The 26,339-nt window shown below is 71.9% G+C and carries 2 protein-coding genes; both read right to left on the reverse strand.

What is annotated here, in order from left to right; all coding sequences use genetic code 11:
* The gene (locus tag CG719_RS20455; protein ID WP_100570125.1) at nt 1-23,940 is read right to left on the reverse strand and encodes a non-ribosomal peptide synthetase; all 23,940 of its coding nucleotides are present in this window, start codon (nt 23,938-23,940) and stop codon (nt 1-3) included.
* Between the two features lie 122 nt (nt 23,941-24,062).
* Nucleotides 24,063-26,222, reverse strand: coding sequence for an ABC transporter ATP-binding protein (locus CG719_RS20460; RefSeq protein WP_234375670.1), 2,160 nt, complete (start codon nt 26,220-26,222; stop codon nt 24,063-24,065).
* Nucleotides 26,223-26,339 lie beyond the last annotated feature (117 nt).

The following is a 26,339-nucleotide window of genomic DNA, read 5'->3' on the forward strand; positions in this document are numbered from 1 at the left end:
TCACTGCTCCTGACAGGTCGTCGGGTTCGGTGCGGTCCCGGTGATGTCCGCGATCTTCGCCGCGAGAATCGGGCCGATCTGGGCCAGGGACCCGGGTTGTGTCATGCGGTCGTGGCGGGTGGTGATGTCGTGGGAATCGATGCGCCCTGTGACGTAGGGCTGCCAGATGCCGGCGTTCGCCGAGTCGTTCTCCCGGTCGATGGTGGAGTTGAACAGCAGCAGGTCGCCGTCGAAGACGTCCGGCTCGTGCGCGAGTGCCAGCGTCGCGTTGTTGATCATGATGGCGACGACGGCTTCGATGTGGTGTTCTTCCAGGTTGGCCAGTGCGCTGCCGCGGCGCCGGAGAATCTCCATGACGTCCTGATGGGTCAGCGGCGCGTCACCCAGCTCGTCCGGGTCGCAGTCGGCCATGCCGACCAGCACGTCCCGTTCGCTGGGCACGGGTGCCTCGTCGAAGGTGACGTCCTTGACCGGGTAGGCGTCGAGGATCGCCAGCAGCGCGGTGCGCTCGCCCCGGCCTTGCAGCTCCGCGGCGATCGCGTGGGCGATGAGGCCGCCCGCGGACCAGCCGAGCAGCATGTAGGGGCCCTCCGGCTGGATCCGGCGGATCTGGTCGGCGTAGTCGGCCGCCATCTCCTGGTAGGAGGTGGGCCGCGGTTCGGGCCGGCCGAGGCTGCGGGCCTGGATGGCGTAGACCGGGTGCTCGGGCCCGAGGTGGGTGAGCAGGCCGCTGTAGCACCAGCTGATGCCGCCGCCCGGGTGGATGCAGAACAGAGGTGTGCGGTCCCCGGTGGTGCGCAGTGGCAGGACCACGTCGAAGGCGTCCTCCGGGCCGCCCGTCGCCAGGCGTTCCGAGAGGCCGGCGACCGTGGGCGCCTCGAACAGGGCGCGCAGCCCCAGCCCGATCCCCATGGTCTCCCGGATCCGGGAGACCAGGCGGGCGGCGAGCAGCGAGTGCCCGCCCAGGTCGAAGAAGCTCTCGTCGATGCCGACCCGTTCGTGGCCCAGCACCTCGGCGAACAGGCCGCACAGCAGCTGCTCCCGGGGGTTGCGCGGGCCGCGTCCCGGCCCGGACGCGCCGTACTCGGGGGCGGGCAGCGCGGCGCGGTCGAGCTTGCCGTTCCGGGTCAGCGGCAGCGAACCGAGGGGAACGAACGCGGACGGGACCATGTACTCGGGCAGGGCGCGCCGCAACCGTTCCGACAGGTCCGCCGGATCGGGCGCCGAGCCGGGCGCGGGTACCAGGTAGGCGACGAGCCGCTTGTCTCCGGGCCGGTCCTCGCGGACGACGACGGCGGTCTGCGCGATCCCGGGACAACCGGCGAGCACTGCCTCGATCTCGCCGGGCTCGATCCGGAAGCCGCGCAGTTTGACCTGGTCGTCGGCGCGCCCCGTGAACTCCAGCGTGCCGTCGGCCGACCGCCGGACCAGGTCCCCGGTGCGGTACATGCGGCTGCCCGCCGGGCCGAACGGGTCGGCCACGAAGCGCTCGGCGGTCATGCCCGGGCGGCTCGTGTAGCCGCGGGCGAGGCCGGTCCCGGCGATGTACAGCTCGCCGACGACACCCGGCGGGACCAGGCGCAGTCCCGTGTCGAGCACATGAAGGCGCATGTTCGCCATCGGCTGCCCGATCGGCACGCCCCGCGTGGTGTCCGGTGGCGCGGTCATGCGGTGGTGGGCGGCGAAGGTGGTGGTCTCGGTCGGACCGTAGCCATTGACCACGCGGATGCCGGGACAGGCCTCCATCACCCTCGCGACCGCCGTGGCCGACACCACGTCACCGCCGGTCCACACCTCGCGGACACCGGCGAAGGCGTCCGGCTGTTCTTCCGCCACGAGACGGAAGAAGCCTGCCGTCAGCCAGAGACCGGTCACCTCGTTGTCCGCGACCACCTGCCGCAGCGCCTGGGTGTCCAGCTGCCCGGGCGGCGCCACGACGATCCGGCCACCGCCGAGCAGGGGGACCCAGAACTCGTAGGTGGAGGCGTCGAAGGCCGTCGGGGAGAGCAGCAGCACCCGCTCGTGGGCGCCGCCGCTCCAGCAGGGGGCGAGGGCCAGACCCGCGACGTCGTGATGGGTGACGCCGATGCCCTTGGGCTGTCCGGTCGAGCCGGAGGTGTACATCACATAGGCCAACTGCTTTGGTTCGCAGTGGACTTGAGGATCGGTGGTCCGTGCCTCGGCCTGGTTGAGCGCGGTGAGTACCTCCTCGGTGAGTACCAGCGCGGCACCGGTCTCCCGCACGATGAGGTCGACGCGCGAGGACGGGAATCGGGGGTCGAGCGGTACGTAGACGCCGCCGGCCTTGACGATCGCCAGAAGCGCCACGACCAGTTCCGGGGAGCGCTCAAGCCGTACCGCCACCGCCGTCTCCCGCCGCACTCCCTGCCCCATCAGGGCATGGGCCAGGCGGTTGGCCCGCGCGTCGAGTTCCGCGTACGTGAGCGTGGTGGACCCGCAGACGACCGCCACCGCGTCCGGGGTCGCGCGTACCCTGGAGGCGAACAGCTCGGGCAGCCCGGCCTCGGGCAGCTCCACACCGGTGCCCTCGGCGAGCAACTGCACGCGTTCTTCGTCGGACACCGTGTCGATCCGGCTGATCGGCTGCCGCGGGTCGGCGACGACGGCCCGCAGCAACCGGGTCCAGCGGCCGAAGAGCGCCTCGACGGTCTCCGGGTCGAACAGGTCGGTGGCGTACTCCACCGCTCCCAGAATCCCCGCGGGGCTGCCGTCACCATCGTGCTGTTCGGCCAGGCTGAACGTGAGGTCCACCCGGGCCGTACCGGTCGGCGCCGCCACGTGTCCGACGTTCAGACCAGGCAGGGCGAAGTCGGCCGCGGGGGCGTTCTGCAGTGCCAGCATGACCTGGAACAGCGGGTGGTGGGCGAGGGAACGGGCCGGGTTGAGGACCTCGACCAGATACTCGAACGGGACGTCCTGGTGGGCGTAGGCCGCCAGAGCGGTCTGCCGGACGCGGCCGAGGAGTTCGCTGAAGGCCGGATCGCCGGAGGTGTCGGTACGCAGCACGAGGGTGTTGACGAAGAAGCCGACGAGGTCGTCGAGGGCCGGGTCGGTGCGGCCCGCGATCGGGCTCCCCAACGGGACGTCGTTCCCCGCGCCGAGCCTGCTGAGCAGTGTGGCCAGGGACGCCTGCAGCACCATGAACACGCTCGCGCCGTGCGCCGTGGCCAGCTCCCGCAGCCCCTGGTGGAGTTCGGCGTCCATCCGCACCGCCAGCTGACCGCCGCGGTGCGAGGCGTTCGCGGGGCGCGGCCGGTCGGCCGGCAGCGTGATCTGCTCGGGCAGGCCCGCCAACGCCTCGGTCCAGTAGCCGAGTTGCGTGGCGAAGCGACTGTCGGCGTCGGATGCCTCACCGAGCAGTTCACGCTGCCACACCGTGTAGTCGGCGTACTGCACGGGCAGCGGCGGCCATGCAGGCTCCTCGCCCCGGCACCGTGCCGCGTAGGCCGTGGCCAGGTCCCGTGAGAGCGGGCCCATGGACCAGCCGTCGCTCGCGATGTGATGCACCACGACCAGGAGAACGTGCTCTTCGGGCGCCAGCGCGAACAGCTCCGCCCGGAGCGGTGGTTCGGCGTCGAGACCGAACCCTCGCCCGGCCGCCTGCGCCAGCCGTTCGAGCAGCCCGGCCTCGTCGGTGTCGGTCACGGGCAGGCCCGGACGGGCCTCCGACGGGGTGAGTACGTGTTGGTAGGGGACCCCGCCCTCGGCGCGGAAGACGGTACGCAAACTCTCGTGCCGGGCCACCACGTCCGCCAGCGACTCCCGCAGCGCCCACCGGTCGAGCGTGCCGGTCAGCCGCAGCGCGAGCGGCATGTTGTACGTGCCGCTCGGCCCGTCCATCTCGTGCAGGAACCACAGGCGGCGCTGCGCGTGGGACAGCGGCACCCGAACGGGGCGCGGGCGGGGGGTCAGCATGGGCCTGGCCGCCCGTCCGGCATCGTCCAGCCGCTGCGCGAGACCGGCCACGCTCGGCGTTTCGAACAGGACCCGTACGTCGAGTTCGACGCCGAGGACAGCCCGCACACGGGAGACCAGGCGGGTGGCCAGAAGGGAGTGTCCGCCCAGGTCGAAGAAGTTGTCGTCCACCCCGACCCGTGGCAGACCGAGGACGTTCGCGAAGAGCTCAGCGAGGAGCTGCTCCTGCGGGGTGCGGGGGGCCCTGCTGGAAGCCGTGGAGCCGAGGTCCGGCGCGGGCAGGGCGGCGCGGTCCAGCTTTCCGCCCGCGGTCAGAGGCAGCGCGCCCAGCGCGACGAACGCGGAGGGTACGAGGTGGTCGGGCAGCCGGTCCCGCACCCAGTCCCGCACCTCGGCCATGAGGGCGCCGGTGGCGCGGACCCCGGCCGGATCGTTGGTCAGCGACGTCGACTGCGTACCACGCCGGGCGGGCCGGTACAGCCCGTCCGGTACGCCCGACGGCAGCCGCGACAGGTCGGCGAAGACCACGTCCATCGCGTCGTCCGCCGTGCCGGACCAGGTCACGCCGACCCAGCGGCCGTACTCGGCGCCGAGCGCGTGGAACTCCTCCGGGTCCGGGCCGTCGTCGCCGTCCACCGCGTGGAGGCGTGCCAGCAGCTCGGGCAGCGGGGTGTCGCCGGTCCGCACGGCTCGCGCGATGGCGGCCTCCCGGGCGACGCGGCCGTTCGGCACATCGGTGACCCGCAGCACGGCCGGGTCCTGCTCGGCGAGGAGTCCGCGCAGGGTGTCCAGGCCGTCCCATGCCACCTCGGTCCGCACTTCGAGCGGGAGCGGGGCGACCGGCTGCTTGTGCAGGGTGACGTCGTAGCGGTACCGGGTCAGCTCGTTGTGGTGGTGGCCGCGTTTGAGCTGGACGGTGACGGCGCCCAGGCCGTCGACGCGGTCGTGCAGGGCGGTGAAGTAGTCCGGATCGACCAGGAGTTCCTTCTCGACCCGCACTCCCCGCTCCACCGCGCCGCGCACCGCGGCGAGATCCGTGTCCGGGTCCGCCTTGTGCAGCTGCACGGCGGTGGTCAGCGACCGCAGCAGCCGTAGATTGCGGACGTCTCCGACGAACAGGGTTCCGCCGGGAGCCAGAAGTCCCATCAGCCGGTCGACGACCTCGGCCAGATACGCGGCGGTCGGGAAGTACTGGACGACGGAGTTGACCACGATCGTGTCGAAGGTGCCGGCCGGCAGCCCTTCGGTGTCGTGCGCGGGCTGCGTCCGCAGCACGACCCGTTCCGCCAGGCCGGGTGAGCGCTTCACGTGGTGCGTGAGTGCGTCGACGGCCGTGGCGGAGAAGTCCGTGGCCCAGTACGTCTCACATTCCGGGGCAAGTTGTGAGAGCAGCAGACCGGTCCCGGCACCGACCTCCAGCACCCGGCGGGGACGCAGGGCCCGGATGCGCTCCACGGTCGCGTCACGCCACTCCCGCATCTGCTCGACGGGGATCGGCTCGGCGTCGTAACTGCTGTTCCAGCCGGTGAAGTTCTGCCCGAACGAGACTTCGCCCGCGGTGACGGGCAGTGCGTCGTAGATCTCCCGCCACTCACCCACATGGTCCTGTTCGACGCCGTGGTCGCGGACGGGCTGTGCGCCGTGGCGGGCCACCACGTAGGCGACGAGCTGCTTGTCCTCGGCGCGGTCCTGGCGGGCGATCACGGCTGCTTGAGCGACGTCGGGGTGGGTGGTGAGTACGGCTTCGATCTCTCCGGGTTCGATGCGGAAGCCGCGGACCTTGACCTGCTGGTCGGCGCGGGTGATGTATTCGAGGTTGCCGTCGGTGCGTCGGCGTACGAGGTCGCCGGTGCGGTACATGCGGTTGCCTGTGGGGCCGTACGGGTCGGCGAGGAATCGTTCGGCGGTGAGTGCTGGGCGGTTGAGGTAGCCGCGGGCCAGTCCGGCGCCGGCCACGTACAGTTCGCCGGGGACGCCCGGCGGTACCGGTCGCAGGTGTTCGTCCAGTACGTAGACCCGGGTGTTGGCGATGGGGCGGCCGATCGAGGGTGCCTGATCGCAGGGGGTCAGCGGTTGGCTCATCGTGGCGCATACGGTGGTTTCGGTCGGTCCGTACGCGTTGATCATGCGTCGGCCGGGCGCCCACCGCGCCACCAGCTCAGGAGAGCACGCCTCGCCGGCCACGACCAGCGTCGACACCGACAGCGCGCCGTCCGGCACGGCGGCGAGTACCGAGGGCACCAGCGTCACATGTGTCACTCCGGCGGCGGGGTCGGTCAGGGCCGACAGTGGCGATCCGGCGGGCGGCAGCACCAGCGTGGCGCCGGTGAGCAGCGAGGTGAAGACCTCCGACACCGACGCGTCGAAGCTGGGCGAGGCGAACTGCAGCACGCGGCTGCGCGTGTCGATGGCGAACCGCTCCACCTGCGCCGCGACGAGGCTGGTGACACCCGCGTGGCTGACCACGACGCCCTTGGGGCGGCCGGTCGAACCGGAGGTGTAGATCACGTACGCGGGATGGCGCGGGTCAAGCCTCACGGCCGGGTCGGTGTCGGGCCTGCCGTCGGCGGTGACCATGGTGGGGTCGTCCACGACCAGCACAGGCTTGGCGTCGTCCAGCATCAGCGCGATCCGTGACTGCGGATACCCGGGATCGACCGGCAGATACGCGGCTCCCGCCTTCATCACGCCGAGCGTCGCCACCACCAGTTCCACCGAGCGTGGCAGCACCAGGGCCACGACCTGCTCCGGACCCACACCCCGCCCGATCAGCTCGTGTGCGAACCGGTTTGCCCGGGCGTTCAACTCGGTGTAGGTGAGCGTTGTTTCACCGGCCGCCAGGGCCACCGCGTCGGGTGTCGCCCGGACCTGTGCCTCGAAGGCCGCCGGCAGTGGGTTCCCGGGGACGGGGACCGCGGTGTCGTTGTCGTCGACGAGGATGCGCTGCCGTTCCTCGGGGGACAGCACGTCGATCGCGCCGATCGGCCGGTCCGGGGCGGCGACCACGGCCTCCAGCAGCCGCGTCCAACGAGCGAACAGTGTCTCCACCGTCGCACGGTCGAACAGGTCGGTGGCGTATTCGACCGCCCCGGAGATACCGGTGGGGGCGCCGCCGTCGCCGGAGCGTTCGAAGAGACTGATGCCAAGGTCGAACTTGGCGGTGCCGGTGGGCGCCGCCACGTGTGAGACCCGCAGATCCGGCAGGTCGAAGTCACCCATCGGCGCGTTCTGCAGGGCGAACATGACCTGGAAGAGCGGGTGGTGGGAGAGCGACCGCGTGGGGTTGACCACCTCCACCAGGTGCTCGAAGGGCACGTCCTGGTGGGCGAACGCCTCCAGCGCGGACTCCCGTACCCGGCCCAGCAGTTCCGTGAACGAAGGGTCACCGGACAGATCGGTGCGCATCACGAGGGTGTTGACGAAGAACCCGACCAGGTCGTCCAGGGCCTCGTCGGTGCGCCCCGCGATGGGACTGCCGACTGCGATGTCGGTGCCCGCGCCGAGCCGGCCGAGCAGCGCCGCCAGCGCGGCCTGGAGGACCATGAACATGCTGGCGCCGGAACGGCGGGCCAGGTCGGCCAGCCCGGCGTGCAGGGCGGGACCCATCTCGACCAGGAGAAGTCCGCCCCGATACGAGGCGACCGCGGGGCGCGGCCGGTCCGAGGTCAGCGCGATCTGCTCGGGCAGACCGGCCAGTTGCCCGGTCCAGTACGACAGCTGGCGGGCGAAGACGCTCTTCTCGTCGCCGGGGTCACCGAGCAGGTCCCGCTGCCACAAGGTGTAGTCCGCGTACTGCGCCGGCAGCGGTGACCAGTCCGGCTTGCCGCCCTCGCGGCGGGCCGTGTAGGCCGTCGCGAGGTCCCGGGAGAGCGGACCGGTCGACCATCCGTCACCGGCGATGTGGTGGATCACGAGGAGCAGCACGTGCTCGTCCGGCGTCAGTTCGAACAGCTCGGCGTGCAGGGGAGGTTCGCTTGCCAGGTCGAACGGGTGCCGGGCGGCATCCGCGAGTTGCTCGGACAGGGCACCGCGACTGGTCACGGTCAGTCGTACCCGCGGCCGGGCCTCGTCGACGTCCAGCACCCGCTGGTACGGCACCCCGTCGCTCTCGGCGAAGACCGTCCGCAGGCTCTCGTGACGGGCCACCACATCGGCCAGCGCGTCGCGCAGCGCCTGCTGGTCGAGGTCTCCCGTGAGCCGCAACGCGAGCGGGATGTTGTACGTGGCGCTCGTGCCCTCCATGCGGTCCAGGAACCACAGGCGGCGCTGCGCGAAGGAGAGCGGGATCCGCTCGGGGCGCTCGGCGGCGGTCAGCGCGGGACGTGCCTGCCCGGCGCCGTCGAGCGCCGCGGCGAGCCCCGCCACGGTCGGCGCCTCGAACAGGACGCGCAGGCCGAGTTCGGCACCGAGGACCGTGCGAACGCGGGCGGCCAGCCGGGTGGCCAGCAAGGAGTGGCCGCCCAGGTCGAAGAAGCCGTCGTCCACACCGACGTCGGACACCCCCAGCACCTCGGCGAAGAGTTCGCACAGAATCTGCTCCCGGGGTGTGCGAGGCGCCCGCCCGGATCCGGCCCCGCCGAACTCCGGCTCGGGGAGGGCGGCGTGGTCGAGCTTGCCGTTGGGCGTCAGCGGCAGGGCGCCGAGCGTGACGACCGCCGACGGCACCATGTAGTCCGGGAGCCGTTCGCGCAGGTAGGCACGCAACCGCTCGGGTTCCTCGGTCGTCGACACCGCGTAGGCCACCAGCCGGTCCTGGCGGGCGATCACGGCTGCCTGGGCGACGTCGGGGTGGGTGGTGAGTACGGCTTCGATCTCTCCGGGTTCGATGCGGAAGCCGCGGACCTTGACCTGCTGGTCGGCGCGGGTGATGTATTCGAGGTTGCCGTCGGTGCGTCGGCGTACGAGGTCGCCGGTGCGGTACATGCGGTTGCCTGTGGGGCCGTACGGGTCGGCGAGGAATCGTTCGGCGGTGAGTGCTGGGCGGTTGAGGTAGCCGCGGGCCAGTCCGGCGCCGGCCACGTACAGTTCGCCGGGGACGCCCGGCGGTACCGGTCGCAGGTGTTCGTCCAGTACGTAGACCCGGGTGTTGGCGATGGGGCGGCCGATCGAGGGTGCCTGATCGCAGGGGGTCAGCGGTTGGCTCATCGTGGCGCATACGGTGGTTTCGGTCGGTCCGTACGCGTTGATCATGCGTCGGCCGGGCGCCCACCGCGCCACCAGCTCAGGAGAGCACGCCTCACCCGCGACGACCAGAGTCGACGGCGTCAGGTCGGCCGCGCCGAACGCGGACAGGGCCGAGGGCGGCAGAGTGACGTGGGTGACGCCGAGGTCCCGGTCCGCGAGCGCCTTCAGGGGTTCCTCGGAAGGTGCCAGTACGAGGGCCGCGCCGGTCAGCAGGGCACCGCACAGATCCCAGAAAGAGGCGTCGAAACTGGGCGAGGAGACCTGGAGCACCCGGCTTTCCACGTCGAGCCCGAGACGTTCCACCTGCGCCGCGACGAGGCTGGTGACCCCCGCGTGGCTGACCACGACGCCCTTGGGGCGGCCGGTCGAGCCGGAGGTGTAGATCACGTACGCGGGATGGCGTGGGTCCAGTGCGACGACGGGATCCGTGTCAGGGAAGCCGGAAGCACCGGCGATCAGGGTGGCGTCGTCCACGACCAGCGCGGGTTGCGCATCCTCCAGCATGAAGTCGACCCGGGAGCGTGGATACTCCGGATCGACCGGCAGGTACGCGGCTCCGGCCTTCATCACGCCGAGCGTCGCCACCACCAGTTCCACCGAGCGTGGCAGCACCAGGGCCACGACCTGCTCCGGACCCACACCCCGCCCGATCAGCTCGTGTGCGAACCGGTTCGCCCGGGCGTTCAACTCGCCGTACGTGAGAGTTGTTTCACCTGCAGTCAGGGCCACCGCGTCCGGTGTGGCCCGGACCTGTGCCTCGAAGGTCGCCGGCAGTGGGTTCCCGCTGACGGGGACCGCGGTGTTGTTGTCGTCGACGAGGATGCGCTGCCGTTCCTCGGGGGCCAGCACGTCGATCGCGCCGATCGGCCGGTCAGGGTCGGCGACCACGGCCTCCAGCAGCCGCGCCCAACGAGCGAACAGCGTCTCCACCGTCGCACGGTCGAACAGGTCGGTGGCGTACTCCAGGAGCGCGTCCAGCCCGCCCGGCGCCCCGTCCGGGCCTCGGCGTTCGGCGAGGCTGAGGGTGAGGTCGACCCGGGAGGTGCTGGTGGGCACGGGTACCCCGGACACCGTGAGGCCGGGCAGGGTGAAGTCGCCCATGGGCGCGTTCTGCACGCCCAGCATGGTCTGGAAGAGCGGGTGGTGGGAGAGCGACCGGGCGGGGTTGACCACCTCCACCAGGTGCTCGAAGGGCACGTCCTGGTGGGCGAAAGCCTCCAGCGCGGACTCCCGTACCCGGCCCAGCAGTTCGGTGAAGGTGGGGTTGCCCGAGGTGTCGGTGCGCATCACGAGGGTGTTGACGAAGAACCCGACCAGGTCGTCCAGGGCCTCGTCGGTGCGTCCCGCGACGGGGCTGCCGACTGCGATGTCGGTGCCGGCGCCGAGCCGGGTGTACAGGGCGGCGAGTCCGGCCTGCAGCACCATGAACAGACTTGCCCCACAGCGCCGGGCCAGGTCGCCCAGGCCGGCGTGGAGCTCGGCGTCCAGTTCGAGGGCCACCAGGTCACCCCGGTGGGAGGCGGTCGCCGGACGTGGGCGGTCGGCGGGGAGCCCGACCTGGTTCGGCAGCTCCGCCAACTTCCGTCTCCAGTAGGCGACTTGCTGGGCGAAGGCGCTGTCGGTGTCGCACTCGTCGCCGAGGATGTCGTGCTGCCACAGGGTGTAGTCGGCGTAGCTCACCGGCAACGGCGGCCATGCGGGCGCCTCACCCCGGCACCGGGCGGTGTAGGCCGTCGCCAGGTCGCGGGACAGCGGCCCCAGTGACCAGCCGTCACCGGCGATGTGATGCAGAACGACCAGCAGGACGTGCTCATCGGGCGCCAGCGCGAACAGCTCGGCCCTGACGGGAGGTTCGGCGGCCAGGTCGAAGCCGCGGGCCGCCCGGGCGCGCAACACCTCCGGCAGCTCCGCCTCGGTGGTTTCGGTGACGGACAGCGGGATCCCGGCCTCGGCGGTGTCGAGGGTCCGCTGGTACGGCACGCCGTCACGGTGCGGGAACACCGTGCGCAGGGGTTCATGGCGAGTCGCCACGTCCGTCAGTGCGGCCTCCAGTGCGCTGCGGTCGAGGTCGCCGGTGAGCCGCAGCGCCAGCGGCATGTGGTAGGTGGCGCTGGGCCCTTCCATCTGGTGGAGGAACCACAGACGGCGCTGGGCGAACGACAGCGGCGTGGGCTCGGGGCGCTGCCGTGCCACCAGGGGTGTCCGGGCGGTGGCGGCGCTGTGCAGTGCGGCGGCGAGTCCGGCCGGTGTCGGGGTTTCGAAGAGCGTCCGGAGCTCCAGCTCCGCGCCGAGGGTGACGCGAATCCGCGAGACCAGCCGGGTGGCCAGCAGCGAATGGCCGCCCAGGTCGAAGAAGCCGTCGTCCACACCGGCCTGGGGCACACCCAGTACTTCGGCGAAGAGCTCGCAGAGGATCTGCTCCTGCGGGGTGCGCGGTGCCCGAGCGCCCGGGCTGTCGCCGCCCGGTGCGGGCAGTGCGCCGCGGTCCAGCTTGCCGTTGGGGGTCAGCGGAAGGGCGTCCAGGGTGACGATCGCCGACGGCACCATGTAGTCCGGAAGCCGTTCCCGCAGGTATGCGCGGATGCCGTCCGCTCCTGCGCCGCTGGTTACCACGTAGGCCACCAGCCGGTCCTCCCGGGCCACGACCGCGGCCTGCGCGACCGAGGGATGGGCGGCCAACTGCGACTCGATCTCGCCGGGTTCGACGCGGAACCCGCGCACCTTGACCTGATGGTCCACCCGGCCGAGGAACTCCAGCTCGCCGTCGGCCCGCCACAGGACGAGGTCACCGGTGCGGTACATCCGCGAGCCGGCCGGACCGTACGGGTTCGCCACGAACCGGCTCGCCGTCAGGCCCGGCCGGCCCAGGTACCCGCGGGCCAGCTGTGCGCCGGCCAAGTACAGCTCACCCGCGACACCGGGCGGCACCGGCCGCAGCGCGGAGTCGAGCACGTACACCTGGCAGTTGGCGATGGGACGGCCGATGGGGACCGGCAGCGGGCACTCGGAGAGGTCGGCGGGGAGCGGGTAGGCGGTGACCACGTGGGTCTCGGCGGGGCCGTAGTGGTTGTGCAGGACCCGGTCGGCGCGGTGGGTGCCGAGGCCCCGGACCTGGGTGCCCAGCCGCATCGCCTCGCCGGCTTGTGCGATCACCCGCAGGCTCGGCAGGTCACGCCCCTGCTCGGCGGCCGCCTCGGCGAGCGCCTCGAGCACCAGGTTGGGCGCGTAGAGCTCCTCCACCCCGTGCTCGTCGAGCCACTGGGCCAGCAGCTCGGCGCTGCGGCGCTGCCCGTCGGAGGGAACCACCAGGGTCTTGCCGAACAACAGGGCGGAGAGCATCTCCTGCGCGGAGACATCGAAGCTGACCGCGGTGAACTGGGCCACCCGCGTGCCGGGTTGACCGCCGATGGCGCGATGGTGCCACTGGAGGAGGTTCACCAGGGCGCCGGAGGGCATGACGACGGCCTTGGGGAGGCCGGTTGAGCCGGAGGTGTAGATGACGTACGCCGGGTGACGCGGATCGATCGCGACCGCGGGATCGGTGTCCGGGTGCCCGGGCCCCGCCTCGACGTCCCGCGAGTCGTCCAGGACCAGGGCCGGGCGCGCGTCGTCCAGCATGAACGCGACCCGGGACTCCGGGTACTCCGGGTCGATCGGAAGGTAGGCGGCACCGGTCTTCAGCACCGCCAGCACGGCGACCGCGAATCCGGCCGAACGCGGAAGCCGCAGCGCGACGATCCGCTCCGGGCCGGCTCCCCGCTGGATCAGGGCATGGGCGAGACGGTTGGCGCGGGCGTCGAGCTCGGCGTACGTGAGTGTGGTGTCACCACAGATCACGGCAGGCGCGTCGGGTGTGGCCCGCACCTGGGCCGCGAACAGGCCGGGCAGGCTGGTGCCGGGGAACTCGACAGCGGTCGCGTTGCGTCCGATCAGCAGGGCATCGCGCTCGTCGGCCGTGAGGATGCCGAACGAGCTGATCGGCCGCTCGGGCTGGGCGACCGCCGCGCGCAGCAGCCGCACCCAGCGGGCGAACAGCGTCTCGACCGTCTCCTGGTCGAAGAGATCGGTGCCGAACTCGACGTATCCGTGGATCCCCCTGGGCGTGCCGGTGTCGCCGCGTTCCACCAGGTGGAACCCGAGGTCGAACATGGCTGTCGGGGTGTGCACGAGATGGATCTCGGCGTGTACGCCGGGCAGGTCGAAGGCGCTGCGCGGCACGTTCTGCAGTGCGAGCATCACCTGGAACAGCGGCTGGCGGGAGAGCGAGCGGGCCGGGTTCAGGGCCTGCACCAGATGCTCGAACGGCAGGTCCTGGTGCGCGTAGGCGCCCAGGGCCTGTTCCCGCACCCGGCCCAGCAGTTCGGCGAAGGTCGGATCGCCCGAGGTGTCGATGCGCAGGACGAGGGTGTTGACGAAGAACCCGACGAGGTCGTCCAGCGCCTGGTCGGTGCGGCCGGCGATGAGGCTGCCGACGGGGATGTCGGTGCCCGCGCCCATCCGGGTCAGGAGCGCGGCGAGTCCGGCCTGCAGCACCATGTACGTGCTGACGCCGTGCTCCCGGGCCAGCGCGGTGAGCCCCCGGTGAAGGTCCGCGTCGAGCTCCACGGTCAGATGGCGGCCGTCGTACGAGGTGGTGGCGGGGCGGGGTCGGTCGGTGGGCAGCGGGATCTGCTCCGGCAGCCCGGCCAGCGTCGTCGTCCAGTAGGCGGTCTGGCGGGCGGACAGGCTGCCGAGGTCGTGCGGCTCGCCCAGCAGCTCCTCCTGCCACAGCGTGTAGTCGGCGTAACTCACCGGCAGGCAGGCCCACTTCGGCTCCGAGCCGTTCAGCCGTGCCGTGTATGCCGTGGACAGGTCGGTGGCCAGGGGACCCAGCGACCAGCCGTCACCGGCGATGTGGTGGACCACGATCAGCAGGACGTGCTCATCCGGACCGAGCGCGAACAGCTCGGCGCGCACCGGTGGTTCGGTGACGAGATCGAAACCGCGTCGCACGGCCTGTCCGAGCAGCTCCGGCAGTTCGGCCTCGGTGGCCCCGACGACCGGCAGCTCGGGGCGAACCCTCGAAATGTGCAGGACCTGCTGGTACGGAACGCCGTCGTGTTCCGGGAAGACCGTCCGCAGCGTCTCGTGCCGGGCGATGACGTCGGTGAGGGCTGCCCGCAGGGCGGCGCTGTCGAGGTCTCCGGTGAGCCGCCAGGCCAGCGGGATGTGGTGGGCGGGGCCGGCGCCCTCCAGCTGGTGCAGGAACCACAGACGCCGTTGCGCGGAGGAGAGGGGAATCCGCGCGGGGCGCTGCCGAGGGACCAGCGCCCGGCGCGCCTGCCCGGCCTCGCCGAGACCCGCCGACAGACCCGCCACCGTCGGGGTCTCGAACAGGGCGCGCAGCTCCAGTTCCACACCCAGTGCCGCGCGCACCCGGGCGACCAGGCGCGTCGCGAGCAGCGAATGGCCGCCCAGGTCGAAGAAGTCGTCGTCGACCGTCACCTTCGGTACGCCCAGCACCTCGGCGAACAACTCGGTGAGGAGCTGCTCCTGCGGCGTCCGGGCGGCCCGGCCGCCCGGAGTGGTGGTGACCTCGGGCTTCGGCAGCGCGGCGCGGTCGAGCTTGCCGCTGGCGGTCAGCGGCAGTGCGTCCAGGGTCACGAACGCGGCCGGGAACATGTACTCCGGGAGCCGGTCCCGCAGATGGGCCCGCAGCTCTTCGGGCCGTGGCGTGCGGTCCTTCGCCGGCACCAGGTAGGCGACGAGCCGGGTGTCGTCCGCCCGGTCCTGGCGGGCGAGGACGGCGACCTGGCCGATCTCCGGATGGCCGGCCAGCGCGGCCTCGATCTCGCCGGGTTCGATACGGAACCCGCGCACCTTGACCTGCTGGTCGACGCGGCCGATGTACTCCAGGTCGCCGTCGGTGCGCCGGCGTACGAGGTCGCCGGTGCGGTACATGCGGTTGCCTGCGGGGCCGTACGGGTCGGCGACGAACCGTTCGGCGGTGAGTCCTGGGCGGTTGAGGTAGCCGCGTGCCAGTCCGGCGCCGGCCACGTACAGTTCGCCGGGGACGCCCGGCGGTACCGGTCGCAGGCGTTCGTCGAGCACGTACACCCGGGTGTTCGCGATGGGACGGCCGATCGACGGTGCCTGATCGCAGGGGACCAGCGGCTCGCTCATCGTCGAGACCACCGTGGTCTCCGTCGGTCCGTACACGTTGATCATGCGGCGGCCGGGCGCCCACCGCCCGACCAGCTCCGCCGGACACGCCTCACCCCCGACGATCAGCGTCGACACCGACAGCGCGCCCTCCGGCACGGCCGCCAGCACCGACGGCACCAGCGTCACGTGTGTCACTCCGGCGGCGGGGTCGGTCAGGGCCGAAAGCGGCGACCCGGCGGGCGGCAGCACCAGCGTGGCGCCGGTCAGCAGCGAGGTGAAGAGCTCCGACACCGACGCGTCGAAGCTGGGCGAGGCGAACTGCAGCACACGGCTGCGCGTGTCGATGGCGAACCGCTCCACCTGCGCCGCGACCAGGGCGACCACGCCCGCATGGCCGACCACGACGCCCTTGGGGCGGCCGGTCGAGCCCGAGGTGTAGATCACGTACGCGGGGTTGTCCGGGGCGACGACGGTCCGGGGGTCGGTTTCCGGCAGGGCCTCCAGCAGGTCGGCTGCGTCGGGGGAGTCCAGCACCAGGCGGTCGGGCTCCTGCGCGCCGAGCGGGCGGTCGTCGAATGCGCTGCTGGTGATCAACAACTTGGGCCGGGCGTCGCGAACCATGAACTCCAGCCGGGCGGCCGGGTAGTCCGGGTCCAGTGGCAGGTAGGCGGCGCCGGCCTTGAGCGCGGCGAGCACGCCGACGACCAGGTCGACGGAGCGTGGCAGCGCGAGCGCCACGATGTCCTCGGGCCCCACGCCGCGGCCGGTCAGCGCATGAGCGAGCCGGTTAGCACGGGTGTTGAGCTCGGCGTACGTCAGTGTGGTGTCGCCGCACGCCACGGCGACCGCGTGGGGGCGGGCGTGGACCTGGGCCTCGAACAGGGCCGGCAGCGCGACCGCGGGCGCCTCCGCGGTGGTGCCGTCGGCGGCCGCCAACTGCCGGCGTTCGTCGGCGCTGAGGATGTCGTACTCGCTGATCAGCCGCTCGGGGTCCTCGGTCGCGGCCTCCAGCAGCCGTACCCACCGCTCGGTCATCGACCGCACGGTCTGCGGGTCGTACAGATCTCCGGCGTACTCGATGAACCCGTCGATGCCCTCGGGGGATCCGTCCTCACCGTGGCGCTCGGACATCGAGAAGACCAGGTCGAGCTTGGAGGTGGTCGTCGTCAGCCGGACGCCGCCGACGTCCAGACCCGCCAGGGCGAGGTCGGCCCTGGGGGCGTTCTGCAGCACCAGCATGACCTGGAACAGCGGATGGTGCGCGAGGGACCGGGCCGGGTTGAGGACCTCGACCAGGTACTCGAACGGCACGTCCTGGTGGGTGTAGGCGCCGAGCGCCACATCGCGGACGCGGCCCAGCAGACGGGCGAAGCTCGGGTCGCCGCTGGTGTCGGTGCGGAACACCAGGGTGTTGACGAAGTACCCGATCAGCTCGTCCAGCGCCTGGTCGGTCCGCCCCGCGATCAGGCTGCCGACCGGGATGTCGGTCCCCGCGCCCAGCCGGTTCAGCAGCGCCGCGAGCCCGGCCTGCAGCACCATGTACAGGCTGGTGTCGTGGTCGCGTGCCAACTCACGCAGTTTCCGGTGGAGTTCGGCGCTCAGTTCGACGGTCACGAAGCCGCCGCGGTGGGACGCGACCGCGGGGCGGGGCCGGTCGGTGGGGAGTTGGATCTGTTCGGGCAGCCCGGCCAGGTTCTCCGTCCAGTAGGCGGCCTGGCGGGCGAAGAGGCTGTCCGGGTCGGTGTGGTCCCCGAGCAGGCGATGCTGCCAAAGGGTGTAGTCGGCGTACTGCACCGGCAGTTGCCCCCACTGCGGCTGCCGGCCTTGGCAGCGGGCCGCGTACGCGGCGGTCAGGTCGTGCGCCAGGGGGCCGAGGGACCAGCCGTCACCGGCGATGTGGTGGATGACGAGCAGCAGCACGTGCTCGTCGGGCCGCAGTGTGAAGAGCTCGGTGTGGAGGGGTGGTTCGGCGGCGAGATCGAACGAGTGGGTCAGTGCTTCGGCGAGGACGTGATCCAGCTCCTCCTCGGTGGTGGAGGCCGGACGCAGCCTCACACGGGCGTCCGCCGGGCTCACCACCTCCTGGTGGGGCGCGCCGTCGATCTGCGGATACACCGTGCGCAGGCTCTCGTGCCGGGCCACCACGTCCGCCAGGGCGGCCTCCAGGGCGATCCGGTCGAGGGGGCCCGTCAGGCGCCAGGCCATGGGGATGTTGTAGTTGCCGGTGGCGCCCTCCAGTTGGTGCAGGAACCACAGGCGCCGCTGGGCGAAGGAGAGCGGGATCCGCTCGGGGCGCTCCTGCGGGGTCAGCGCCGGCCGTGCCTCCCCGGCCTTGGCGAGGCTCGCCGCGATGCCCGCGGGGGTCGGTGCCTCGAACAGGGTGCGCAGCTCCAGCTCGACCCCGAGGGTGGCGCGGACCCGGGCCACCAGGCGGGTCGCGAGCAGGGAGTGGCCGCCAAGATCGAAGAAGCCGTCGTCCACCCCGGCCGCGGCCACACCGAGGATCTCGGCGAACAGCTCGCACAGGATCTGCTCCTGCGGCGTGCGCGGAGTCCGGCCGCCGCCCGTGGGGCCCGACTCCGGCTCGGGCAGCGCCCTGCGGTCGAGCTTGCCGTTGGTGGTCAGCGGCAGCGCGTCCAGCGGCACGAAGGCAGCGGGGATCATGTACTCCGGCAGCCGCTCCCGCAGGTGTTCACGGAACACGGCCGACTGCGGGGCGGCGCCGGACGCGGGCACCAGGTAGGCGACGAGACGGGTGTCGTCGGCGCGGTCCTGACGGGCGAGGACGGCCACCTGAGCGACGTCGGGATGATCGGCCAACGCGGCCTCGATCTCACCGAGTTCGATGCGGAACCCGCGCACCTTGACCTGGTCGTCGGCGCGCCCGACGAACTCCAGCGTGCCGCGGGAGCTCCAGCGGACCACGTCACCGGTGCGGTACATCCGAGCCCCCGGCCGACCGTACGGGTCGGCCACGAAGCGCCCGGCGGTGAGCCCCGGCCGGTTCAGGTAGCCGCGGGCGAGACCGGGACCGGCCACGTAAAGTTCACCCGCCACACCGGGCGGCACCGGTTGCAGACGGGCGTCGAGCACATAGGTGCCCAGGTCCGGCATGGCGGTGCCGATGTCGCCCGCGGCCCCGGTCACGGCGCTGTGCCGGTCGAGGGCGGCGTGGGTGACGTGCACGGTCGTCTCGGTGATGCCGTACATGTTCACCAGGACCGGGGCATCGTCCTGGTGGCGCCGGTACCAGTCGGCGAGCCGGGCCGGCTCGAGCGCCTCGCCGCCGAAGATCACGGTGCGCAGGGCAAGCGCACTGCCCGTCTGCGGGTCGTCCTGATCGGCCCGCATCAGCTGGTAGAACGCGGATGGCGTCTGGTTGAGCACGGTGACGCCTTCGTCGGCGAGCAGCCGCAGGAAGCGGTCCGGGGAACGGCTGACGTCGTGCTGCACGACGACGAGGCGCCCACCGTGCAGCAGCGGGCCCCACAGTTCCCACACCGAGAAGTCGAAGGCGTACGAGTGAAAGAGCGTCCACACGTCATCGGCGCCGAAACCGAACCAGTGCCGGGTGGCGGCGAACAGGCGCACCACGTTCCGGTGGGGGATGACGGCGCCCTTCGGCGTGCCGGTGGAGCCGGAGGTGTAGATGACGTACGCGGGGTTGTCCGGTGCGACGGCGGTTCGGGGATCGGTGTCCGGGGCCGCGTCGAGGCGCGCGAGGACGGCCGGGTCGTCGAGCAGGAGCCGCTCGGCCGGTTCGTCACAGCCAGTCAGCCCGGCGACGGCGGGGCCGGTGGTGAGCAGGAGGGCGGGCCGTGCGTCCCGCAGCATGAAGGTGATCCTGGCGGCCGGGTACTCCGGGTCCACCGGGACGTAGGCCGCGCCCGCCTTGAGGACCGCGAGGACCGCCACCACCAGCTCCGCCGAGCGCGGCAGGGCCAGCGCCACCAGCTGCTCAGGACCGGCGCCCCGGGCGATCAGCAGATGGGCGAGACGGTTGGCTCGTGCGTTCAGTTCGCGGTAGGTGAGCGAGGTCTCGCCGGACACCATGGCGACCGCGTCCGGGGTGGCCCGGGCCTGCTCCTCGTAGAGCGCGGTGATGGTGGTCGGCGCGACGGTGTCCGGTGCGGTGTCCGGCGCGGCGAGCAGGCTTCGGCGTTCCTCCGGCGCCAGCACGTCGATGCGGCCGATGGGCTGGTCCGGGTCGGCGATCGCGGCCCGTAGCAGCCTCACCCAGCGTTCGACGACGACCTCCACGGTGGCCGCGTCGAACAGGTCGGTGCTGTACTCCACGAAGCCGGCGAGCCCGTCCGCGGTGCCGTCGGCGGTGTGCCGCTCGGACAGGTTGACGGTGAGGTCGTACTTGGCGGTGCCGGTGTGCACGAGTTCGCTCTCTACGTGCAGTCCCGGCAGGTCGTAGGCGTCCTGGGGGGTGTTCTGCAGCGCCAGCATGATCTGGAACAGTGGATGGTGCGCCAACGAACGGGCGGGGTTGACCGCCTCCACCGTGTGCTCGAAGGGCAGGTCCTGGTGGGCGTAGGCGGCCAGGGCGTTCTTACGGACCCGTGCGAGCAGTTCGGTGAAGGACGGGTCGCCGGACAGGTCCGTACGCAGCACCAGGGTGTTGACGAAGAGGCCGATCAGGTCGTCCGCGGCCTCGTCGGTGCGGCCTGCGACGGGGGTGCCGATGGCGATGTCCGTACCGGCGCCGAGCTTGCCGAGCAGGGCGGCCAGACCCGCCTGGAGCACCATGAAGGTGCTGGTCGTGCTGGTGCGCCCCAACTCCCGCAAAGCAGCGTGGAGTTCCGCGTCCATGTGCACCGGCACATGGGCGCCGCGGTACGACATCGTCGCGGGGCCGGGCCGGTCGACGGGCAGTTCGGTCCGATCCGGCAGGCCGGCGAGGTTCTCCTTCCAGTGGGCGAGCTGCCGGGCGCTCAGGCTGCCGGGGTCCGACTCGTCGCCGAGCAGTTCACGCTGCCACAGGCAGTAGTCGGCGTAACTCACGGGCAGCGGTGCCCAGTCAGGTGCCTCGCCTCGGAGCCGGGCGGTGTAGGCGGTGGTCAGGTCGCGCGCGAGGGCCCCCATCGACCAGCCGTCGCCGGCGATGTGGTGGACCACGACGAGCAGCACGTGCTCCCGCGTGCCCAGTACGAAGAGCTCCGCCCGTACCGGAGGCTCGGCCGCGAGGTCGAAGGCGTACCGTGCCGCGTCGGCCAGCCGGTTCGGCAACTCGGCCCCGGTGGTGCCGGTGACCGGTAGCCGCAGCGGCACCTGTCCGGGGTCCAGGACGCGCTGGCGGGGGACGCCGTGAGTGTCCGGGAAGACCGTGCGCAGGGTCTCGTGGCGGGTCACGACGTCCGCGAGCGCGGCTTCCAGGGCGCCCCGGTCCAGGGATCCCTGCATGCGCAACGCCAGTGGGATGTTGAAGGTGGCGCCGCCACCCTCCATCCGGTGCAGGAACCACAAGCGGTGCTGCGCGAACGACAGTGGCACCACGTCGGGCCGGCTGCCGGCGGTCAGCGGGGGCCGCCGCTGCCCCGCACTGTCGAGTGCGGCGGCCAACCGTGCGACGGTGGGCGCGTCGAACAGGTCACCGAGGCCGAGCTCGGCATCGAGGACGGACCGGACACGGGCGGTCAGCCGCATGGCGAGCAGGGAGTGCCCGCCGAGGTCGAAGAAGCTGTCGTCGACGCCGACGGCGGGCAGCCCCAGAACCTCGGCGAAGAGCCGGCACAGCAGTTGCTCCCGGAGTGTGCGGGGCTCCCTGCCGTGTTCGGCCACCGGGGCGTGCGGGGCGGGCAGGGCCCGGCGGTCGAGCTTGCCGCCCGCGGTCAGCGGGAGCCGGTCCAGGACCGCGAAGGCCGCCGGAACCATGTGTTCGGGCAGCCGCTCCCGCAGAAACGTACGCACCCGGTCCACCTGGACACCTTCGGCGGCGGGCACGACATAGGCCGCCAAGGACGGCTCGTCGGACTGGTCCTGCCCGACCACGACGGCCGCCTGCGCCACATCGGGGTGCTCGGTGAGCGCGGCCTCGATCTCGCCCGGTTCGATGCGGAAGCCCCGGACCTTGACCTGGTTGTCGGCGCGACCGGTGAACTCGAGGTCACCGTCCTGGTTCCAGCGCACGATGTCCCCGGTGCGGTACATCCGCGCCCCGGCCGGGCCGAAGGGGTCGGCGACGAACCGTTCGGCGGTCAGCCCGGGCCGGTGGAGATAGCCACGCGCCACCCCGGCCCCGGCGATGTACAACTCGCCCGGGCTGCCGGGCGGAACGGGCTGGAGCGCGCTGTCGAGCACATACGCCCGGGTGTTGCCGATGGGGCGGCCGATGACGGGGGCGGGGGAGGAGCCGATCCGCGCGGTGACCGCGTCGACCGTGCATTCGGTCGGGCCGTAGAAGTTGAAGGCGGCCACGCCCTCGACCGAGCCCAGGTCGTCCCAGAGTCGCTCCGGTACGGCCTCACCGCCGGCGATGACCACGGAGGGACGCCATCGGCCGGCGTCGAGCAGGCCGTGGGAGAGCAGGATCCGCCAGTACGACGGTGTGGCGTTGACCAGGTCCAGGCGGTGGTGGACGAGGTGGTCGGCGAAGGCGTCGGGGTCGGTCCATGTCCGCTGGTCCACGACATGCAGCTCATGACCGGCGAAGAGGCACGACAGCTGGTCCCAGGCCGCGTCGAACGACACCGACGTGGTCAGCGCCACCCGCATCCGCCGCGCGGACGCGGCGGTGAACAGGGTCCACCTCTGGTGGTGGAAGAGGTTGACCAGGCCCCCACAGGTGGCCACAACCCCCTTGGGCCGGCCGGTGGAACCGGACGTGTAGATGACGTAGGCCGGGTTCTGCGGATCGACGGGGATCGCCGGGCGGGTGTGCGGGTAGGTGTCCACCATGTCGGCGGTGTCCGGGTGGTCCAGGACCACTCGTCCGACGGGCGATGCGTCGGTGAGCCTCTCGGCCGTGCCGGTGTCGGTGATCAGCAGCGCGGGCCGGGCGTCGTCGAGCGTGGCGGCGATACGGGCCGCCGGGTACTCGGGGTCGAGCGGCAGGCAGGCGGCACCGGACTTGAGTACGGCGAGGATCGCCACCACCAGCTCCGCGGAGCGCGGCAGGGCCAGCGCCACCAGCCGCTCGGGTGCCGCGCCGCGGGCGATCAGCAGATGCGCGAGCCGGTTGGCCCGGGCGTCCAGTTCGGCGTAGGTCAAGGTGGAGTCGGCGGCCACCACGGCCACCGCGTCCGGCGAGTCCTTCACCTGCTCCTCGAAGAGCTCGGCCGGACCGGTGCGCGGTACTTCGGCATGCGTGCCGTCGCGGTCGGCCAGGACCTCGCGACGTTCCCGGCGCGACAGCAGGTCGATCCCGCCGACGCTCTGCTCGGGGTCACCCTGCGCGATCCGCTCCAGCAGCCTGCCCAGGCGCTCCCCGTGGCGGGCGAACTCGGTCTCGTCGTGGGCGTCGGCGGCGGCGTGGAGCTTGATCCGTGGTCCCGAGCCGTCCCGTCGGTCCACACCCCAGAGCGCCAGGTCGCTGGTGGTCCCCTCGGCGACGTTGTGGGCCGTGACGCGGTGTCCGGCGAACGTGATGTCGTAGGGGAAGGACATGATGTTGACGACCGGGGAGAAGGCCGTGCTGATACTGCCGGGCAGGGCGAGTTCGCGGTGCACGTCCTCGGCACGGTAGCGCTGGTGCTCCCGTGCGGCGCTGACCTCCTGCGCGGTCTGGTCCACCAGTTCCGACCAGCGCATTCCCGGGCGCACCGTGAGGCGCAGCGGTACGACATTGGAGGCCGTTCCCGGTGTCGCCGTAAGCGTGGGATCGGCGGGCGGGCGGGCGGTGACGGCGAGCCCGAGGACGATGTCCCGCGCGCCGGTGAGCCGGTGCGTGTAGAGGGCGGCCGCGGCGATGAGCACGCGGGACCATCGGGTGCCGGCCTTGCCGGCCGCACTGCGGAGCGCCTCCCCGACCGGTGCGGTGTCCAGTTCGGTCCTGCGCACGGCCGCGGAACAGCCGCCTGCGGCGCGCGTCGACAACCGCACGGCCTCCGGGCGGTCCGCGAGCCGCCCCAGCCAGTACGCGCGGTCCGCGGCGAACTTCTCGGACAGGCGGTAGGCGGTGTCGCTCGCCACCAGGTCGTCCAGCGAGGCGAACGCGGTGGGTGCCGCGCTCCGGCCGTCGACGAGGAGTGTGTACGTCTCGGCGAGGCGCCGCGCGACGAGCGAGTAGCCGTAACCGTCCATCACGAGGTGGTGGTAGCCCTGGTACCAGAGGAAGCGGTCGGGCGCGAGCCTGAGCAGGGCGTAGCTGAACAGGGGATCACGGGTGAGGTCCAGCGGGCGGGCGCGGTCGGCCGCGATCCAGGCGAGCGCCGCCGCGCGGGGGGAGGCCTCATGGCTGAGGTCGACGTGGGGCAGCCGCCAGTCCGTCGTCGCGCGCAGGACCTGCGTCGGGCTGCCCGCGCTGTCGGCGAACCGTACATGCAGGGCGTCGACCTCGTCGACGACCTGGCGCAGGGCGGCCTCGAAGAGAGTGCCGTCGACCGGCCCGTGGATCTCCAGGTACTCGCCGATCCGGTAGGCGGGGATCACCCCGATCGATGCCTGTTCGGCGAGCCAGAGCTCGCGCTGCGCCGCTGTGAGCGGGAGGGCGGCACCGTCGCGACGGGACATGGGGGTACCTCCAGAGGTGTTTCGGAGATGGCTGATGCCGCCGGCGTCACTGCCGGCCGACCAAGCGGTCACGGAGCGCCCACGGACGGGCGCCCGGTGACCTCGGCTGATCGGCGGGAGTGTTATGCGACCTTCTCGCCGGCCTGAAGGTTCCACAGGGAGGCGTAGAGCCCGTCACGCGCGAGCAGGTCGTCGTGGGTGCCCTGCTCCGCGATGACTCCGCCCTTGTCCATGACATAGATCCGGTCGGCGTGCCGGATGGTGGAGAGGCGGTGCGCGATGATCACCAGGGTCCGGTCCTTCGCGAAACCCCGCAGGGTTCGCTGGATGGCCGCTTCGGTCTCGTTGTCGACGGCCGAGGTGGCCTCGTCGAGGATGACTACGGGTGCGTCCTTCAGCATCACCCGTGCCAGTGCGATGCGCTGTTTCTGGCCGCCGGAGAGGGCGGCGCCCCGCTCTCCGATCAGTGTGTCGTATCCGTCCGGCAGTGCCTCGATGAAACCGTGCGCTTCCGCCATGCGGGCCGCGCGCACCACGCCGGCGTCGTCGGCCTCGAAGCTGCCGTACCGGATGTTCTCGGCGATGGTTCCGTCGAACAGGAAGGGGTCCTGCGCCACGAACCCGACCTGCTTGCGCAGGTCGTGCCGTGGCAGCCGGCGGATGTCCTGCCCGTCGAGCAGGACGTGGCCGAACTCCGCGTCCTGGAAACGCATGAGCAGCTTGGCGATCGTCGTCTTCCCCGCGCCGGTGGCCCCCACGATGCCGGTGACCCGGCCGGGGGCGATGGACAGGGACAGGCTGTCCAGGGCCGGTGGCCGGCCGGGATAGGAGAAGCTGACGTTCTCCAGGGCGATCGCGCCCTTGACGTTCCGGTCGTCGAGCGTCAGGTCGTGGCCATCGGGTTCGACGGGGAGGCTCCGCAGGCGCTGGACCCGGTCGTGGGCCGCCAGGGTGCGCTGGTACTGGTCGACGATGCCACTGAGCCTGGTCAGGCGCAGCAGAACCTGCTGGGGCAGGCCGATGAGCGGGCTGAACACCTCGAAGGGGAGGGAGCCGTTGAGCACCGAGCGGCCGCCGAGCAGCATCGTGCCCGCCATGGAGGCCGTGGTGCAGACGCGGATGGTCTCGGAGTGCCGGGCCGTGCTCCGGTCGGTGCGGTGGTCGCTCTCCCGGCACCGGTCGCCGAGCCGGTCGATGCGCTCGGCCTCGTACTCCTCGGCGCAGAAGCTCTTGACGGTGGCGCCGGCCTCCAGGGTGTTGACCAACTGGCTGTGCAGCCGGGCCTTGTCCTCGCTGGAGGCGGCGTAGTCGGCGGCGACCCGGTCCTGGTAGTGGAACGACAGCCAGGCCACCAACGGCATCGGCAGGAACGCGACCCAGGCGATCTGCGGCGCCAGGAGAAGGAAGGCGGGCACGAGGACGAGGAAGCTGGTGGCGAGCTGCACCACGTCGTTGGCCGAGGTGGCGAAGAAGTTGCCCATCTGGCTGATGTCTTCGGTGAGCACCCCGGCGATCCGGCTGGTCCGCTCGCCTTCCAGATGCCGCAGTTCCAGCTTCTGCACATGTGCGTACGTCTCGTTGCGCCAGTCGTGCTGAACGGCCTGACCGAGCTTGCGCCACTCCAGGGTGGCGGCGTACGACAGGCCCGCCGCGGCCGCGCAGGCCACGGCGGCCCCGCAGGCCAGGAACCACAACTGTGCGGAAGCGCCGGTCACTCCGAGACTGACGAGCGGGGCGCACTCTCCCTTGATGAGCACCAGGGCGATCCAGCCCAGGAAGGCGCCGAGCGCCATCTCGGTGCCCTGGCAGAGCGCGGACAGGGACGAGGCCACGCACAGCTTCCCTTTGTGCGGCCCGACGATGCGCAGCACGGTGTGCTCCGACGGCTCGTCCGGCCGGGACTCGCCCTGGTCGGCCAGACCCTTCTGCCAGGCGCGCCGTACGACGACCGCCGTGGCCGCCGTCACGGCGCCGAGCGCCAGTACGGCCTTGCGCAGCCTCCCGCGGCCGAGCGTGAGGACGCCGGCGGCACCGCCGGCGACGATGAGGGCGGGACGCAGCACACCGGCCCGGCCTCCCGTCGCCGAGGGCGCCTCGCCGGGCGCTGCCACGTCCGAGGAGCGCGGGACGGCACCGGCGACGCCTTTCGATAAGGCGTCGACGGCTTTTCTCAGCAGGCCCCCGATATCCGTGACGGTGAGGGTGGAGTCATGAAGAACGAGGACCCCGCCGGTCACAGGATTGGCGCGCGCCTCCCTGACTCCCGGCGTACGCCGGAGCACGCCCTCCAGAATTTCCGCGACCTTGGGCCGCCTGAGCACCGCAGGGACATCCCAACGCTGCCGACCCGGAACGACAGACCTTGCGTGTACGTTCGCGAAGTTGGGCCGACGTGCGGC

This window comes from Streptomyces sp. CB01373 (assembly GCF_002803075.1).
Taxonomy (GTDB): Bacteria; Actinomycetota; Actinomycetes; order Streptomycetales; family Streptomycetaceae; genus Streptomyces.